Consider the following 17,131-nt stretch of genomic DNA (forward strand, 5'->3'; position numbering starts at 1 on the left):
AGATGAATGAGGGGGATATGAATATTCTTGCCCATCTCCCATATATAAAAGTGAAGAGGACTATTGAAGATAACGTACAAAATCATAAAGAGGAAGAACATATCATAGAGTTGTCATCGTATGGAATTCAAACGACATATGACACTTTTTTACTTGAAGAGGTTTTAGATATCTCGTACCGAGACTTTTCACAACATTTAGGTCTTCTTTACCTTCATACAATAAAGGGTCTGTATTCATATACTGTCAAAACGAATCCACAATCATTTATAAGGGAATTTAAGAAAATAAAACAGATATAAAAAATTCGGGACAAATTCTAAGTGAATTTGTCCCGAGTTATGTTTTAATCCTTTTGTTTTCCTTTTGCTTTATTTTTTATAAAAAGTGAAAATTCTTCTTTACTGACATTGGATTTCATCGCTTCTTTAACTAGTCGGATAATTTCATCATCGCAAAGGTATTTATTTCGATCTGTCAAAAGATCCGCCCCCGTACAAATGTTTATAAAGCCACATATTCTATACCCAAAAGGATAAAGGATGAAACATAAATTCAGAAAAATATTTTAACTATTTATAATAAAGTTCATGGAGCAAAACTTTTCCTTTTCATTTATCAAATGTCTTTAAGAAAGTTAGGAGCTTTTCCATCCAGTAAAAATTATGGTCTGATTGACTAAATGAGTGCTCACTAATAAATTCTATGGCCTTTTTTTGTTTATCATCTAGTAACTGAAATTGTTTTATAAGTTCTTTGTTATTTTTAGCCTTCCTATATTCATCCCAACGTTTTTTCTCTTCATTTATTGAATCTTCTAAATAAATAGCTGCTTTAACTGGGTTTATATATTTCAACAGAAATATGGATATGTATAGATCTTCAATATTTGAAAACTTTTTGAAATTGTTGTAGATCTCTTGTTCAAGATACTGTCTTCCCTCATCTGTAATCGTGTATAAGGTTTTGTTAGGGCGATTTTCTATATGAATGGTTTCGACAGGCTCAATGAATCCTTTTTTCTGTAATGTCTCAAAATTATAATAAAATTTTCCTTCACTTATTTTATCAATTGGTAATGTATCGAGTAACAGTTTCTTTAATTTATAAGGGTGGTTATTTTCATCGGCTAAACTTCCTAGTATAAATAACGAAAGAGACAAGGTACATTCTCCTTTCTGATGATTCATCTAATAAAACTCTTCTATTTTATCATATCAATGCACACCGGCTCAGCCCTTCTTTGAATACTTCAATTGAGTTATTCCTTTCTTAAAAATATTTTTCAGGAAGAAGTAGGAAGAAAGCCCCCATTAAGAGTTAAACAAAAAATTATTTTATAACTAATTACTCTTTTTATAATACTTTAATTAGAGTAGTGTAAAAAGAGTAATTGACATGATGTTTCTTTAAAACCTTATTCAACATTTAAATTTAGGGCAGGTTGTGAGTTTTTCATTTTAAAGGAGGAATATGTATGTATACAAAGCAAGAAATCATTCCAATTAATGAAATTCCAAATTTTCAATCACGTGCAGAAGAATTTTTTCCTATTGAATGGTATAAGGAAATGCTTGACCATCATCCTGTTTATTATCACGAAAAGACGGATACATGGAATGTGTTTAAATATGAACATGTTAAAGAAGTGTTAAGCAACTATGAAATCTTTTCAAGTGAGGGGAATAGAACAGCCATTTTTGTTGGAACTAATAGCACCGAAGGAAAAAATTCCCCTATTAATATGACACGTTTGGACCCGCCTCAACACCGAAAGAGCCGATCATTATTAGCTGCAGCTTTCACTCCCCGCAGCTTGAAGATCTGGGAACCGCGAATTAAACGGATTGCAGCTGACCTTGTAGAAGACCTACCTGAAAACTCTACAGTTGATATTGTCGATGCATTGGCTGGCCCTTTACCTAGTCTCGTCATTACAGATTTATTTGGGGTACCTGTACAAGATAGGAAAAAGTTCAAAAAATGGGTTGATATCCTTTTCCAACCTTACGATAAAGAAAAGCTGGAAGACATTGAACTAGAAAAACAAAATGCGGCAAAAGAATATTTCCAATATCTCTATCCGATCGTTGTTCAAAAACGTTTGGACCTTTCAGATGATATTATCTCTGACTTAATCAAAGTGGAAGTAGATGGCGAAAGGTTTACAGATGAGCAGATCGTGCAAATGACAATGTTGATTTTAGGCGCAGGAGTGGAAACAACTAGCCACGCGATTGCCAATACATTCTATTCATTGCTCTATGACAATGAGTCACTATATGGAGATCTACGAAATAATATTGATTTAGTACCAAACGCAGTTGAGGAAATGCTCAGATATAGATTTCAAATGTCAAGAAGGGATCGTACGGTTAAACAAGACAATAATTTATTAGGGGTTGATTTGAAAAAAGGAGATGTAGTCATTGCCTGGATGAGTGCGGGCAATATGGATGAAAAGATGTTTGACAATCCTTTCTCCATTGACATTCGCCGTTCAAACAATAAGAAGCATTTGACATTCGGGAATGGCCCACACTTCTGTTTAGGTGCACCACTTGCCCGATTAGAGATGAAAATAGCACTTGAGACGTTTTTACAAAAGTTTTCTCGTATCGAACCAGTAGAAGGTTTTGAATTAGAAAAATGTTTAACCGGATCTGCTACGGGTCAGTCTCTAACTTGTCTACCGATGAAAGTTTATAAGTAAGGGCTTATTTGACAGGGTATGGGTCGAGGTTTGAATCCCTCTTGGATCATCATAGTGAGAAGCTTCAATTCCTTGGTTGCTAAGGGATTGGAGCTTTTTTGTTATTTTAATTTAGCACTTCTTTTAGTTACATATAATTTGTCTATCTTATATTTTACTATATGTATTTATGCCCTATCGATAAGTGTTATTAACAAGTCTAGAGGGACGAAACCTGAGATTCTAACCCTATCTCTTTCTTCAGCAAGCGGGCCAGATTGTTTCATAACGAATAAGGAAATTATGTTAAAATTAGGAAGAGGATGTGAAGTTAACTTCTTATACTATAGAATTAATGAGTTAAATTCAAGACTGTATTTTTGGAGGAAATGTTTTTGAACTGTATATAAAAGGTTTAAATTTTTATTTAAGGAGATTTTATGAAAAAAATTAAATTGTGCATTTTAATTTTAATTTTGACAATGACTTTATTTGGATGTAATTCAGCATCTTTAAAGGGACTACTTTCAGAAAAGGAGGACCAGTATTCGCTTTATGTTATTGGAGATGAATTGGATGGTTCAGAATTTGAAGAAAGAGATATAAATAATGTGTATTCTATTTTGAACGCATCTTCTTTAGAAGTTGCACAAAAAAATTACCCGTCTTTAAAAATTGAAACATCACCCGAATATATAGTATTTGATCATAAAGAATTAAAGTATAGAACTAGTCATTTTGAAGAACTAGTTTCATTTTTGGAAAACAATTAGCAGCAACCGACCTTCAACAAACGAATCGCTATTTTTGAACAGGAATAGTGACTTTGTATAAGCCACAAGTTGAGATATCATAGGCAAAGGTTATGTTAAAATTAGGAAGAAATATTGAAGAAATGTAGGCAATAAAATAGGGAGGGGTAACGTGGAAAGAACTTTAGTAAGAACTGCAATATATTCATTCTTTATATCTTTCTCTTTGATGTTAGTATCGATACAAAGGGAAAAACATACAACAGATGTAAATGGTATGGGTTCAGTGGAAACAACTCCTTATCCAGAGTTTTTCTTTATGATTTTAAAATCCTCCATAATTATAACTTTCATTATTGTTATATTTGTATTTTTGTACAAAAAATATAAAAGATAGATTTTAATGACTGCCAGATTATTTATGAATGTAAAACTTCTTTAATCAAATAACACTCTTCAACAAACGAAGCGCTGTTCTTGAATAAGGACAGACGCTTTTTTAATATATTTGTTTTTAGAAGGAATAGATTAACATATTATAGAACTGTTATGGAAATTATTTTTTATGGAGGTTATTATAATGCCACCACCAAAACATATTGTTTCAGCTGCTACTATTGTAATTAACAAAGAGGATAAAATATTATTGATTAAAGGACCAAAAAGAGGATGGGAAATGCCAGGTGGACAGGTTGAAGAAGGAGAATCCTTGAAAAACGCAGCAATTAGGGAAACTAAAGAAGAAACAGGAATAGATATTGAGGTAATAAAATTTTGTGGAGTGTTTCAGAATGTAAAAAGTTCCATATGTAATACATTATTCTTAGCTAAGCCGATAGGTGGCGTTTTAACCACCTCTTCTGAGAGTTTAGAGGTAGGATTCTATCCTATTGAGAAGGCGTTAGAAATGGTTACTTGGAAGAATTTCACACAAAGAATAGAATATTGTTTGGACAATGAGTTGCATCCATTTTATATTGAATTTAATAATTAACTTACATAGATTTAATAACCTACTTCAACAATAGAAGCGTGGTTTTAGAAGATCTATCTCTACGAATATTCTCCCATAATAAGTAAATGATTATCCAGTTGGATTAATAGTAACCGCTTTAGAAAAAGAGAGTGAGGAAACTCCCTATTATTCTTAAAATCTAAACTTCGTGTAAAATATCTATTAACACAACTAAGATTTAGTAGTTAAAACGCCTTAAATCCTTGATAGTAATGGAATTGAGGCGTTTTTTTATTAGATCAAGAATGAACGATAAGTGTTATTAACACGTCTTGAGGGATGAAACATCAGGATCTTAACATATCTCTTTCTTCCGCAAACGAGCTATTTAGTTTAATAAAATGGTAAAATATAGATAATTAAAACTGGTTTATTAGGGAGAGAAAAATGGGATTTATTTTTACATTCTTTAGTACATGGAGATCAATAAGCAATTTCTCTTTCTGTTATTAATTTAAACCTCTTGCAATTTTAAACACCGAGCATTAAATATCGAACTTTTAGAGTAGCTAATGAAAAAAGTATCCTTGTGAAATTTTTACATACTAAATCATAAAGTGGAACTAACACGTTATTACGTATAAGCTAGAAAAATGTTTACCTTTACCCCGTATCTTTTTATAACTGACGTTCGTTTATAAGTTAGAACGTGCTGAAGGAGTGATTGTTGTGCATACCAAACAATGTAAGGTTTCAGAAGATTTTCTGAAGAATAATAATAGATTTTCTGAAGAACAGCTTCATGAAATTTATCCTAAATTTCACCGATACTGCCGATTTTTATCCCAAAATAGTTGGGATGGAGAGGATCTCGTACAAGAATCTTTGATTAAGGCTTGGCTTCGTTATAAGCACCGACCTGAAATATCTACGGCATTACTTAATAAAATTGCTCGAAATGAATGGATAGACACGGTACGAAAACGAAGGAAAGAGTCTCTTGAAGCTATTCCTGAACTTGCTTATGATGAATCAAAACAAATTGAAAACCGGTTTGAGGCTATTCAAAAGCTTATGAATAAATTAACACCGAAGCAGGCTGTTATGTTTGCCTTAAAAGAAGGATTTCAGTTTCAATTATCTGAAATTGCCGAGCTATTAAATACAACCGAAACTGCTGTTAAGGCTACCATCTATCGGGCAAAACAACGAATGGAGAAGCAGGAACAAAAGGGAACAAATCCCCTTATAGAACAGTATTGGGAAATGGAAGAACATGAGGAAATTGAAAGATTACTTCACGAATCCCTCAAAACTCAAGACCCGTCTGTACTTATTAGTTCTATTCCTTTTATTGAATCTTTAAGAAAGGATACAAGCTCAATTTGCTCCATGTACAAATCACAACACTTCAACTTTCATTCAAGCACAGTCTACATGGCTGCATAATAAGAGGATTTTTCCTATAAGTTGTTTCTTATTAGTAAATGAAGTAAGGGAGGAAAAGTAAAATGAATATGATTCCGTATGTTATTGAACAATCGAGTCGTGGGGAACGTTCATATGACATATACTCAAGGCTGTTAAAAGACCGAATCATTATGATTGGAGAAGAAATAAATGATGCTGTTGCCAACAGTGTTGTTGCTCAGTTGCTATTTTTAGCAGCAGATAACCCTGACAAAGACATTTCTATTTACATTAATAGTCCCGGTGGCTCAACATCAGCAGGGTTTGCTATTTTTGATACGATGCAATATATAAAACCTGATGTAAGGACTATTTGTACTGGGATGGCTGCATCCTTTGGTGCCATGCTATTACTTGCTGGCGCAAAAGGGAAACGACTTGCCCTCCCTAATAGTGAAATTATGATTCACCAACCTTTAGGTGGGGCTCGTGGTCAAGCAACTGAAATAGAGATATCTGCAAAACGAATTCTTAAACTACGAGAGCATATCAATGAAATTATTTCAGAACGTACAGGTCAACCAGTCGAAAAAGTAGCTAAAGATACGGACCGAGACTATTTTATGAGTGCTGAAGAAGCTAAAGAATACGGGATTATCGATGAAATAATCAAATAAAACCAAAAAGAGTTTGGACCTTAAAGCTTAATACTTCTTTACAGGTTCTATATTAGCGACAAGGAAAAAATAATATTTTATATAATAAACATTCTCATGGCTTATATCTCCATCTGGTGAGGATGTTTATTTTTTTGTATCTGTGACCACACATTGTCAGATGTCAGGTTGAAGAGCTTTTAAAATGAATGTAAAAGAAGTTATAAATCATTAAAGATTAAATCAACCACGGCAAGCACAAACTAAACAAAGTTAACATTAAAAAAAATCTTTGGTTACATTTAAAATAGAGGTGTGACTTTTGAAGCTTTTTATTGGTGTAATATTATAATTGCTGGAGTAGCTTTTTTAATGATAAATATGTAGTTTCTTGATTACAATAGCTTTAAGTCCTTTTTCAAAAACATACTGGAAAAATGATTTAATAGTTACATCTTCTCAATCATTAATAATTTCGGGATTGATTGTACTTTTATTTTAAGGTTTTATTCGACATAGAATCAATGCTCGCATAAGACCATCCAACCGAACCAGATTAAAAACACTTTCAAAGTTTTATTTGATTCCTCACAAAAATGTCTTAGGGCATGACATATATTTAAATACATAGAGTTTAGTTTAATAATCTTAATTTTTTTTATAAAACAAACTTCAAAACCTTAAAAGGATCTATGTATTCACTTCCAATATATTTATATTTTCTTTCTATTATATCAACCTTTAATTTCATGTTTAATATGAATTGTTATTAACTAATTCATAAATATCTTTATAACGTACTCTATTACATAGAACAAAGTTCTAGTTACATCTATAATTTAAAGCTTATATTTTTCACTATATGTATAATAAAATTTGAATCATTATCTTCAACGAACAGGGCGCTATCCTCCTAATTAACTGGAACTTTTTTTGGTTGTATTCCGTATAGTTTAAAAAGGGAAAAATTATCTTGGGGAAATATGTTAATAGTATTATAAACAAACTCTTGTTTGCGATGGTAAGTTGCAGTAATTGTAAAATGAACAAAATATTTAGTTTCAATAAAGGGGAACCAATTATGTCAAAAACCAAAAAGTTAATGGGTAGCATCTTGTCTGCAGCTGTTGCATTAAGTGCTTGCAGTGCAAAGGAAGAAATAGTAGTACAAGAGGAACCGACATTTTCTGATGATGAAATAAACTCTTCAACGTACACCGATGAAGAAGTAGAAATTGAAGATGAAATTGAATTAGATCATTTACAATCTCAATATCCAGGTATGGATTTAGAAGCTATGGAAAATTACATGGAAGAAAACAATCTGGACTATAATGAAGAAGAGCTGACTGACTTTTTAGATGATATTTATGAAAATGGAGAATCTACCATAACGTCAAACTATTATACTAATGAAAGCTCGTTTCCTTGGTGGATTTTTCTTGTTGCAAATGTAACAAAAACAAAGCCAACAGGTAAAGTTACACTAACAAAGTCAGCTACATCTGCACCATCAACAGTCAAGTCTGTACCTAAGCAGAGCACAAATGTTACTACACCACTTTCATCTAGTGGTACAAAAAATGGTTCAGGTTTCGGTTCCAGCAGCACTTCTACTGGTTCATAAATATAAGTTCCTAAATATAACGGGATGCTTGTTTAATATTACTAGATTCTTCGTACTCGTTTGTCTTAATTAATGGCAGCAGCTTCTTGCTTCATTTTTTCATTCCACTTTAGGATCGTCCGTATAAAATCATTTTTGCTAGAGAAGTACAGAAAAACCATACTTTTTTAGTTGTTTATGCCGAGAGAAACCCTTCGCTTGAATCAAACGAAAATCAAAAGTGAAAATTTCTACTTTAGAGAAGAGGTAAATATGTTAAATAGAGAGGAAGTTATTGGTTACTGTTTGGGGATGGGGAATACATATGAAGATTATCCGTTTCGTGATAAGAATTGGACACTGATGCGACACGTAGCAAATAAGAAGGTGTTTGCATGGATTTTTGAAAAAGAAGGTTATATTTGGATCAATGTAAAGTGTGAGCCAGGTTTTCTGAACTTTTGGCGTGAGATATACAATTCTGTAGTTCCGGGATTCCATTTAAATAAGGAACATTGGAATTCGATAATTCTTGACGGTACTGTACCAGTAGAAGAAATATATGAAATGATAAAACAAAGCTATATGTTAACTAAAGCAAAGTAGGTGTCAAACATTACTACATATAACTCCATACTCTTATTAAATTGCTAGCAGATCTTATGGAGGTTATCTCAAGCTGATCGTATCAATGAAAAGGGAGAGGTATTAATGACTTTTGAATTGATTATCTGAATGATCATCTGTGCGTGCCAAGTAAGAGAAGCACCTGAAGATGGTGTAGAGGTTCTAGGTTACGCTAGTTGTGGCCAGCTTCCATAAGGAGGTTTTTCTTATGGTGCTAACATTACTTTACTCGAAAAAGACAAGTGAATGAAAAACGCATGGAAGTTTTTCCATGCGTTTTTGTGTGTTCAATCTATTCTTATTTAAATCTCTATTTTAAGTGTAAGTTCATTTCTCCACAGTATCGGTACTACTTGATGGCTATACGATTATTAGGATTTAGTATTCCAAATTAAACATGTGCAATATTCATTAATAGGGGAATAAGAAAGCTCCCCCAAGCCATCGTAATAATCGCTGCAAAAATCATTGCCAGGGACGAAAAAGTAGCTTCTTGTTCACCATATTCCATTGCTTTTGAGGTACCGACACCATGAGCACTCATGCCAAGTGATAACCCTTTTGCAATCGGTGATTTGATTGCTAACCATTTCAATGTAAAGGGACCGATGATTCCTCCGCTTATTCCTGTAATGATCACAAAGATTGTTGTTAATGTAGGGATACCGCCAATTTCTTTCGACACTTCAATGGCAATCGGGGTGGTAATTGACCTTGGTAAAATACTTATTAGAAAGTTAGTTTTTAAATGTAAAAGAATCGATAATACAAAAGTAGAGGAAATAGCAACTAACGTCCCTACTGTAATACTGACAATAATCGTACCGATATATTTTTTAATTAAGTGAAAATGCTTGTATATCGGAATCGCAAACGCAACGGTTGCGGGTCCTAATAAATTTGTTAGTACTTTTGCTGAGTCCATATAAGTATCAGCAGAAATACCCAACAGATGAATCAACACAATAATCAAAATCGGACAAAGTAATAAAGGATGTAAAAATGGAAGCGTCCATTTTTTATTCGTTAGCTTTATTAGTTTATAAATGATGATCGTTAACACTGTCAAAAAAATAATCCTCATTTTACAGCACTACTTTGCTTTTTCTGGATAAAGTCTGCGGTGAAGGCTGTGACTGCCATCACAATAAATGTACTAACAGCAATTATTAATACCAATTCAAGCCCTTGCCAACTCATGATTTCATCATAATTGACAATTCCCACTGCAGAGGGAATAAAGAAAAGCAATAGTTCTGCCAATAAAAAGTTGGCCCCTTTATCAATCCATTCTAACTTCACTACTCCTGTAAATAAAGCAAGTAACAAAAATCCTAAACCAATCATTGAAGCAGGTAGTGGAATTGAAATGATTTCCTTTACACCTGCACCTAAAACAAAGAATAAAGATATAAATAGGATTTGAAGAAAAATTGTAACTAGTTTCATTTATGATAACCCTCCCTTGTATAGGAAGGAGCAAACCAAGCCCCTCTTTTAACCAGTTCATACTCTGGTCTATGGAACATGGTACTACGCTTTTTGCCATTCGTAAAATACATAATAACTATTAAAGTGATAACTAAAAGTTATAGCAGGATTAGAGAAAGAATTCAATTAACCGCTTCGCAGCATAGGATAGATATTTATCCTTTTTGGTTATGACAGCTAAGTTCCATGGTGTAATAGGTTCAATATCAATGATGTTCACATGCTTATTCTCAACACGGTTACAAATCGATTCAGGTAGAATCGTTACGCCTAAGTTGGCTCCAACCATTTCAGACATTAAATCCCATTGCGAGCTTTTAAATAAAATCTTAGGTTGAAATCCTGCACGAATAAAATTGTTCCACATAATATCATGAAGGGCAAAATCCTCGTGATAAAAAATAAATTCCTCATCCTTTAGTTCCTTTAGATGAATGAGTTTACGATCTGCTAATGGGTGCTGATTATGGATTAACAATTTCATCTGATCTTCCACGATCGGATAAATATGAAACATTTCCTCGTCTACCGGAAGAACAGCAACACCTAATTCGATTTCACCTTCCTCCACAGATTTAACAACCTTTGCACCGCCATATTCGGTAATATTAATTGAAATATTCGGATATTGCTTATGAAACTCTGCCATGACACTCGGAAAATATAAACTCCCAATAATCGGAGGGATTCCCACACGAATAGAGCCCCGTTGTAATTCTGTTAAGTCATTTAAAATCGTCGTCATTTCATCAATTTGGGATAGAATTTTTTGAGCATATTGCATAACGATAAACCCGGCATCTGTTATTTCGCTTGTCTTATTTGAACGAACAATTAAGGTCATATCTAATTCATCTTCAAGACTTTTAATCATTTTGCTTAATGCAGGTTGCGAAATATGAAGTGCTTCAGATGCTTTCGTAAAATTTTTATATTTGGCAGCTTCTAAAAAATAAAGTAATTGTTTAAACTCCAACCATACACACCTCCACCTATAGTATAAATGTTTCTGCCTTCATTGTTAAAATTCAAAACTGACTAAAGTGTTGAAGCTATGATTGGGAACTCACCAAAGCTCGGGTAGGAGGGGGCGGGGTGAATCCCACTCAGATCATTAGATTGAGAAGCTTCAATTCCTTTGTAAGGTGTTGTTTTTTATTTTTATTAGTAATCCCATTAGATCATTGTCCCTAAACAAGAATAAACACAATCAATAAATTTCTTAGTGGCAGGAGATGAATTTTCTGACAAGCACCCTCTTCATAACCAAGATAAAATATCATTTAAATATTTCAACTATCCAAATAACCCTTACAAAGTCTCGATGAAGTCTGCATGTGTCTGTAAATCTTCAAACTTTATCCCTTATCTCCAATTTAGAAAATATCCCTATTTATTTCACCATAAAGAATCCAATCTATAATTTTCCCCTAAATAAGACAATCTATATACCTTTTGATCTAATACAACTAAGAATGTAGAAAATAATTAAAGAATATTTTACACAGTGTCCAATGAGAAATGATATTCATAACAAATATAATTAGTTCAAGAAATTAAACATACGAAAAAATAGGAGGTTTCAAAATGAGGTAATAAATACTGGACAAACATTAAAGAAATTTATTAATGGACAATGGGTAGAATCTTTAAGACTCCCGGACCTCCCGCGGAAAACGAACACCTGCATAGGAAATCACCAACTAAATATTACAGAGCTAAAAGCTTAAAAAAGGTAGATTGGGGTTGATGAATGTGCAAGCAATGGATCAAACACAGAATTTGCAAAAGACGGATGAGAAGTACCTTTGGCATGCAATGCGAGGGGCGTCTCTAAACCCTTCTAATTTGATTATCACCAAAGCAGACGGAGCATGGGTGACCGATATCGATGGTAATTGTTATTTAGATGGTATGTCTGGCCTTTGGTGTGTAAACGTAGGCTATGGTCGAAAAGAACTTGCAAAAGCTGCATACGAACAACTTGTGGAAATGCCATATTTTCCTCTCGCACATAGTCATGTTCCAGCTATTAAACTAGCAGAAAAACTGAATGAATGGCTTGGGGACGATTACGTTATTTTCTTCTCTAATAGTGGTTCAGAAGCCAATGAAACAGCGTTTAAAATTGCCCGACAATATCATCACCAAAAAGGGGACCATAATCGTTATAAGTTTATTTCACGCTATCGGGCTTACCATGGTAATTCAATGGGAGCTCTTGCAGCAACGGGCCAAGCGCAACGAAAGTACAAATATGAACCACTAGGTCAAGGATTTCTACATGTCGCACCACCTGATACGTATCGCAATCCAGAAGATACTCAAACATTAGAAAGTGCAAATGAAATTGATCGTGTCATGACATGGGAATTAAGCCAAACAGTAGCTGGTGTCATCATGGAACCGATTATTACTGGCGGTGGAATTTTAATGCCTCCTGATGGCTATATGGCAAAAGTAAAAGAAATTTGTGAGAAGCACGGTGCGTTGCTTATTTGTGATGAAGTAATTTGTGGATTTGGCCGGACAGGGAAACCGTTTGGATTTATGAATTATGGTGTCAAACCAGACATTATTACAATGGCAAAAGGAATTACAAGTGCATACCTTCCTTTATCAGCAACGGCTGTTAAAAGGGAAATCTATGAAGCCTATACTGGAAGCGAAGACTATGATCGTTTCCGGCATGTTAATACATTCGGCGGGAATCCTGCTGCTTGCGCCTTGGCTTTAAAGAATTTAGAGATTATGGAAAATGAGAAACTAATAGAACGCTCTAAAGAGTTAGGGGAACGCCTTTTACTCGAACTTGAGGATATAAAAGATCATCCAAATGTAGGGGATGTTCGTGGAAAAGGACTTCTTTTAGGAATTGAACTAGTAGAGAATAGGCAAACAAAAAAACCAGCAAGTATTGATAAAGTGAATAAGGTAATTAGCATATGTAAAGATAAAGGGCTAATTATTGGGAAAAATGGGGATACAGTTGCAGGGTTCAATAACATTTTGCAGTTATCACCACCATTAAGCATTACAGATGAAGACTTTACATTTATTATAAAAACATTGAAGGAAAGCATCATCCAATTATAGTTCCTATAAGCTTCCTTAACTAAAAAGAGAAAATAGAACGATGGGGAAGATTCTCCATCGTTTTTCCTATATGTTTATAGCCAAATCCTAGGATGTAAAACTTGAAGAGATGGATATTAACTAAAACTTTTACCGAAAACCCATAAACCTGGAAGAGCATTTTGAATTTTTTTAACTTGATCAAAAGAAAGGGATTGAATCGAAGTAATACAAATGGTAATATACTACTTAATTAATAGTATAACATATTAATTAAATTAAGGATTAATAGTATAACACAATAATTTGCTGTGAAAATTTAAATAGTCAAAGGAAAAAGGAGGTTGGAAGTGAATAGAAAAGAAATCGTTTATGTAGTTTCTGATTCGGTCGGTGAAACAGCTGAGTTACTGGTAAAAGCAGTGGCTTCTCAATTTAGTAGGGAAGATGTAGAAATCAAACATATTTCCTATGTAGACGATATTAAGGATATTAATAATATTATTACTGCTGCGAAATATCATAATTCCATTATTGCCTATACGATCGTCATACCGTCATTAAAGCAATATCTTGATGAACAGGCATCGGAAGCAGGAATTCCTGCCATTGATTTAATGAATCCGCTTATGGAAGTGTTTATTCAAAAATTTCATACAGAACCTGTCCGGCAGCCAGGATTAATGAGGAAATTGGATGAGAACTATTTTCGTAGAGTAGCAGCGATAGAATTCGCTGTAAAATATGATGATGGTCAAGATGTTAGGGGAATTAAGCATGCAGATATTGTCTTAATTGGAGTTTCTAGGACTTCAAAGACACCACTTTCAATGTATTTGGCCCATAAACGGTTTAAGGTGGCAAATGTACCTTTAGTGCCAGAAGTAGCACCTCCTAATGAACTTTTTGATATTCCGAAAAACAAATGTGTTGGATTAATCATAACGCCAGATAAACTAAATGAAATTCGCATAGAGAGGTTAAAAAATTTAGGTTTAACAACGCAAGCGAATTATGCGAATTTAGATCGGATCCTTAAAGAATTAGACTATGCTGAAAAAATTATGAAACGCATTGGATGTCCTGTCATTAATGTTTCAAATAAAGCAATCGAAGAGACAGCTGATCTAATCCTAGCAATGTTAAAAAAGAGAGGGGATGTAATCCATGGATAAATTTGTTTATATGTTTGATGAAGGTGATAGTGGAAAAAAAGAACTTTTGGGAGGAAAGGGTGCTAATTTAGCTGAAATGACCAAAATTGGTTTGCCTGTTCCTTATGGCTTTACCATTACAACAGAGACCTGCAATACATATTATGATGCAGGGAAATCAATCTCACCCGAGGTTGAATTTCAAATTTTAGAAGCGCTTACGATTCTTGAAGAAAAAACAGGTAAAAGACTTGGAGATCCTTCAAATCCATTGCTAGTATCCGTAAGGTCTGGTGCGGTTCATTCGATGCCGGGAATGATGGATACCATTTTGAATCTTGGAATAAATGATGAAACGGTCGAGGGATTGGCAAATCTGACAAATAATCCGCGCTTTGCTTATGATTCTTACCGGAGATTTATCCAAATGTTTAGTGATGTCGTTCTAAAAATCGATAGTTTTTATTTTGAACAATATTTGGACGAATTCAGGGAAGAGAAAGGATATAACTCAGATCCTGAAATGAATGCAGAAGATTGGAAAGAGGTTATTAAAGGATACAAGGAAATTGTCGCTAAACATTCGACAGGGACCTTTCCAGAGAATCCAAAAGAGCAGTTATTCCTTTCTATTCGTGCTGTTTTTGATTCTTGGAATAATCAACGTGCTATTGTATACCGTCGTCTACAGAACATTCCCGACCATTTAGGAACAGCAGTGAACATTCAAAGCATGGTTTTTGGAAATATGGGCACCAATTCAGGCACTGGAGTAGCTTTTACACGTAATCCATCTACAGGGGAAGCAAAGCTTTACGGTGAATATTTGATCAATGCACAAGGTGAGGACGTTGTGGCCGGAATCCGTACCCCTCAACCAATTGTGTCACTTCAAGAAGAGATGCCAAACGTATATCAGCAATTTATTAAAACATGTCACCTCCTTGAAAAGCATTATAGAGACATGCAGGACATTGAGTTTACTGTAGAACGGGGTGAACTTTTTATTTTGCAAACACGTACTGGAAAAAGAACAGCTCAAGCTGCGATTAGAATAGCTGTTGAATTAGTAAAAGAACAAATCATTAATAAACAGGAAGCGATTCTGCGTGTAGACCCTGATCAACTTAACCAGCTGCTCCATCGTCGAATCGATGAGACATATGAAAGAAAACAATTAGCGAAAGGTCTGCCAGCTTCTCCGGGTGCAGCAACAGGAGAAGTTGTGTTTGATGCAGATGAAGCTGAAAGATTAGCAAAAGATGAAAAAAAGAAGATCATACTTGTTCGTCCTGAAACAACTCCTGATGATATTCATGGAATTGTTGCTGCAGAGGCAACTGTCACAAGCCGAGGTGGAATGACAAGCCATGCAGCAGTTGTTGCAAGAGGTATGGGAAAAGCATGCATATGCGGCTGTGAATCATTAAAGATTGATCTAAAGTCAAAGCAATTCAAAGTAGGAGATAAGATCGTAAAACAAGGTGATATTATTACGATTGATGGTTCAACTGGTGATATCATGTTAGGAGAAATACCAATGATTGAACCACAGCTATCAGATGAGTTTCAATTGTTGCTTTCTTGGGCAGATGATGAAAGAAAACTTGGTGTTAGAGCAAATGCCGACAATCCAGTTGATGCCAAAAAAGCTTTTGAATTTGGAGCAGGCGGCATCGGGTTATGCCGGACAGAGCATATGTTTATGGATGCTAGTCGAATCCCGATTGTTCAAGAGATGATACTTGCAGAAACACATAAGGAACGCGAGCATGCATTAGCTAAGTTATTGCCATTGCAACAAGAAGACTTTGAGGGGATTTTCGAAGCCATGCAAGGCAACCCTGTGACCATTCGTTTATTAGATCCTCCTCTTCACGAGTTTTTACCGGATAAGGAAGAACTGTTAGTTGAGTTGACCAAGCTTCAATTAACAAATTCAAATCCTAAGGAGTTACAAGAGAAAGAGCGGCTTTTAAGAAAAGTACGTCAACTGGATGAATTCAATCCAATGCTAGGTCATCGTGGATGCCGTTTAGGAATGATCTTTCCGGAGATTTACGTGATGCAAGCGAAAGCAATTTTTTACGCCATTTCTAAGGTGACCGAAAAAGGGATCGATGTAAAACCAGAAATCATGATTCCATTAGTTGGCCATGTGAATGAGTTAAAAGAAATGCGGCAACTAGTGATTAATGCAGGAGTGCAAGTTGAGGCAGAAACAGGGAAAACATTTAACTACCTCATTGGTACGATGGTAGAAGTACCACGAGCAGCCTTAACAGCGGATCAAATTGCTGAGGAGGCAGACTTTTTCTCATTTGGAACAAATGATTTGACCCAAACAACATTTGGATATAGTCGTGATGACGCAGAGGGCAAGTTCTTGCAAGCATATATTGAAAATAAAGTACTTCCATCAAATCCATTTGTAACACTCGACAAAGAAGGAGTAGGTAAACTAGTTGAAACTGGTGTAAAGCTTGGAAGGAAAATTAAGCCTGGATTAAAAACAGGGATTTGCGGAGAGCATGGCGGTGAAAAGGATTCAATCCAATTCTGCCATGATGTAGGATTAGATTACGTAAGCTGTTCACCATACCGTGTACCTCTTGCACGCCTTGCAGCGGCCCAGGCTAAGATTAGACATGAAAAGAAACAGTATCAACTTCAACTTCAAATATAATATAGTAATAATTTATCCCTTCAATTT

The 17,131-nt window shown here is 34.5% G+C and carries 17 protein-coding genes; 12 read left to right on the top strand and 5 right to left on the bottom strand.

What is annotated here, in order from left to right; translation table 11 throughout:
- The first annotated feature begins 2 nt into the window (after positions 1 to 2).
- Positions 3 to 302, top strand: a complete 300-nt coding sequence (locus AC4GZ8_RS01335; RefSeq protein WP_491079999.1) for a hypothetical protein — start codon at positions 3 to 5, stop codon at positions 300 to 302.
- 44 nt (positions 303 to 346) lie between these two features.
- On the opposite strand, the gene AC4GZ8_RS01340 is transcribed toward AC4GZ8_RS01335, so the two are convergent.
- The gene (locus AC4GZ8_RS01340; protein ID WP_491080000.1) at positions 347 to 481 is read right to left on the bottom strand and encodes a hypothetical protein; all 135 of its coding nucleotides are present in this window, start codon (positions 479 to 481) and stop codon (positions 347 to 349) included.
- A 130-nt stretch (positions 482 to 611) separates the two neighbouring features.
- The gene (locus AC4GZ8_RS01345) at positions 612 to 1,190 is read right to left on the bottom strand and encodes a PadR family transcriptional regulator (RefSeq protein ID WP_491080001.1); all 579 of its coding nucleotides are present in this window, start codon (positions 1,188 to 1,190) and stop codon (positions 612 to 614) included.
- Positions 1,191 to 1,477: 287 nt separating this feature from the next.
- Here AC4GZ8_RS01345 and AC4GZ8_RS01350 point away from each other — a divergent pair, with 287 nt between their 5' ends.
- The 8 genes from AC4GZ8_RS01350 to AC4GZ8_RS01385 all read left to right on the top strand — a co-directional run bounded on the left by AC4GZ8_RS01350 (position 1,478) and on the right by AC4GZ8_RS01385 (position 8,677).
- A complete protein-coding gene (locus AC4GZ8_RS01350) occupies positions 1,478 to 2,713 on the top strand; it encodes a cytochrome P450 (RefSeq protein ID WP_491080002.1) in 1,236 nt (411 codons plus the stop codon).
- Between the two features lie 419 nt (positions 2,714 to 3,132).
- Entirely contained in the window at positions 3,133 to 3,465 is a 333-nt protein-coding gene (locus tag AC4GZ8_RS01355) for a hypothetical protein (protein ID WP_491080003.1), read from the top strand.
- A gap of 151 nt (positions 3,466 to 3,616) precedes the next feature.
- Positions 3,617 to 3,841, top strand: a complete 225-nt coding sequence (locus AC4GZ8_RS01360) for a hypothetical protein (RefSeq protein WP_491080004.1) — start codon at positions 3,617 to 3,619, stop codon at positions 3,839 to 3,841.
- A 183-nt stretch (positions 3,842 to 4,024) separates the two neighbouring features.
- Positions 4,025 to 4,438, top strand: coding sequence for an NUDIX hydrolase (locus tag AC4GZ8_RS01365; RefSeq protein ID WP_491080401.1), 414 nt, complete (start codon positions 4,025 to 4,027; stop codon positions 4,436 to 4,438).
- Positions 4,439 to 5,128: 690 nt separating this feature from the next.
- Positions 5,129 to 5,848 carry a sigma-70 family RNA polymerase sigma factor gene (locus AC4GZ8_RS01370; RefSeq protein WP_491080005.1) on the top strand — a complete coding sequence of 240 codons (720 nt, stop codon included), beginning with the start codon at positions 5,129 to 5,131 and terminating at the stop codon, positions 5,846 to 5,848.
- Between the two features lie 62 nt (positions 5,849 to 5,910).
- On the top strand, positions 5,911 to 6,486 hold the full coding sequence (gene clpP, locus AC4GZ8_RS01375) for an ATP-dependent Clp endopeptidase proteolytic subunit ClpP (protein WP_491080006.1): 576 nt from the start codon (positions 5,911 to 5,913) through the stop codon (positions 6,484 to 6,486).
- Positions 6,487 to 7,546: 1,060 nt separating this feature from the next.
- Entirely contained in the window at positions 7,547 to 8,092 is a 546-nt protein-coding gene (locus tag AC4GZ8_RS01380) for a hypothetical protein (protein WP_491080007.1), read from the top strand.
- Between the two features lie 252 nt (positions 8,093 to 8,344).
- Positions 8,345 to 8,677 (top strand): MmcQ/YjbR family DNA-binding protein, encoded by a 333-nt coding sequence (locus AC4GZ8_RS01385; protein WP_491080008.1) that lies wholly within the window; start codon positions 8,345 to 8,347, stop codon positions 8,675 to 8,677.
- Between the two features lie 412 nt (positions 8,678 to 9,089).
- On the opposite strand, the gene AC4GZ8_RS01390 is transcribed toward AC4GZ8_RS01385, so the two are convergent.
- From AC4GZ8_RS01390 to AC4GZ8_RS01400, 3 genes are all read right to left on the bottom strand, one after another.
- Positions 9,090 to 9,761, bottom strand: a complete 672-nt coding sequence (locus AC4GZ8_RS01390) for an LrgB family protein (protein ID WP_491080402.1) — start codon at positions 9,759 to 9,761, stop codon at positions 9,090 to 9,092.
- Positions 9,762 to 9,778: 17 nt separating this feature from the next.
- Positions 9,779 to 10,147 carry a CidA/LrgA family protein gene (locus tag AC4GZ8_RS01395; protein ID WP_491080009.1) on the bottom strand — a complete coding sequence of 123 codons (369 nt, stop codon included), beginning with the start codon at positions 10,145 to 10,147 and terminating at the stop codon, positions 9,779 to 9,781.
- A gap of 151 nt (positions 10,148 to 10,298) precedes the next feature.
- Positions 10,299 to 11,165 (bottom strand): LysR family transcriptional regulator, encoded by an 867-nt coding sequence (locus AC4GZ8_RS01400; RefSeq protein ID WP_491080010.1) that lies wholly within the window; start codon positions 11,163 to 11,165, stop codon positions 10,299 to 10,301.
- Between the two features lie 779 nt (positions 11,166 to 11,944).
- On the opposite strand from AC4GZ8_RS01400, the gene AC4GZ8_RS01405 reads away from it, so the two are divergent.
- The 3 genes from AC4GZ8_RS01405 to ppdK all read left to right on the top strand — a co-directional run bounded on the left by AC4GZ8_RS01405 (position 11,945) and on the right by ppdK (position 17,104).
- Positions 11,945 to 13,285: an aspartate aminotransferase family protein gene (locus AC4GZ8_RS01405; protein WP_491080011.1), complete on the top strand. Its 1,341-nt coding sequence runs from the start codon at positions 11,945 to 11,947 to the stop codon at positions 13,283 to 13,285.
- A gap of 329 nt (positions 13,286 to 13,614) precedes the next feature.
- A complete protein-coding gene (locus tag AC4GZ8_RS01410; RefSeq protein WP_491080012.1) occupies positions 13,615 to 14,439 on the top strand; it encodes a pyruvate, water dikinase regulatory protein in 825 nt (274 codons plus the stop codon).
- On the top strand, positions 14,432 to 17,104 hold the full coding sequence (gene ppdK, locus AC4GZ8_RS01415) for a pyruvate, phosphate dikinase (RefSeq protein WP_491080013.1): 2,673 nt from the start codon (positions 14,432 to 14,434) through the stop codon (positions 17,102 to 17,104). The genes AC4GZ8_RS01410 and ppdK overlap by 8 nt, the downstream gene beginning before the upstream one ends.
- Positions 17,105 to 17,131 lie beyond the last annotated feature (27 nt).

The sequence above is a fragment of the Metabacillus sp. RB-C-LZQ-3-1 genome (assembly GCF_058315175.1).

What these genes read in the sequence shown, in the direction of transcription:
- AC4GZ8_RS01395 (WP_491080009.1), bottom strand. Translation starts at nt 10,147, where the DNA reads ATGAAACTAGTTACAATTTTTCTTCAAATCCTATTTATATCTTTATTC.
- AC4GZ8_RS01380 (WP_491080007.1), top strand. Translation starts at nt 7,547, where the DNA reads ATGTCAAAAACCAAAAAGTTAATGGGTAGCATCTTGTCTGCAGCTGTT.
- AC4GZ8_RS01350 (WP_491080002.1), top strand. Translation starts at nt 1,478, where the DNA reads ATGTATACAAAGCAAGAAATCATTCCAATTAATGAAATTCCAAATTTT.
- AC4GZ8_RS01385 (WP_491080008.1), top strand. Translation starts at nt 8,345, where the DNA reads ATGTTAAATAGAGAGGAAGTTATTGGTTACTGTTTGGGGATGGGGAAT.
- clpP (WP_491080006.1), top strand. Translation starts at nt 5,911, where the DNA reads ATGAATATGATTCCGTATGTTATTGAACAATCGAGTCGTGGGGAACGT.
- ppdK (WP_491080013.1), top strand. Translation starts at nt 14,432, where the DNA reads ATGGATAAATTTGTTTATATGTTTGATGAAGGTGATAGTGGAAAAAAA.
- AC4GZ8_RS01335 (WP_491079999.1), top strand. Translation starts at nt 3, where the DNA reads ATGAATGAGGGGGATATGAATATTCTTGCCCATCTCCCATATATAAAA.
- AC4GZ8_RS01355 (WP_491080003.1), top strand. Translation starts at nt 3,133, where the DNA reads ATGAAAAAAATTAAATTGTGCATTTTAATTTTAATTTTGACAATGACT.
- AC4GZ8_RS01365 (WP_491080401.1), top strand. Translation starts at nt 4,025, where the DNA reads ATGCCACCACCAAAACATATTGTTTCAGCTGCTACTATTGTAATTAAC.
- AC4GZ8_RS01345 (WP_491080001.1), bottom strand. Translation starts at nt 1,190, where the DNA reads ATGAATCATCAGAAAGGAGAATGTACCTTGTCTCTTTCGTTATTTATA.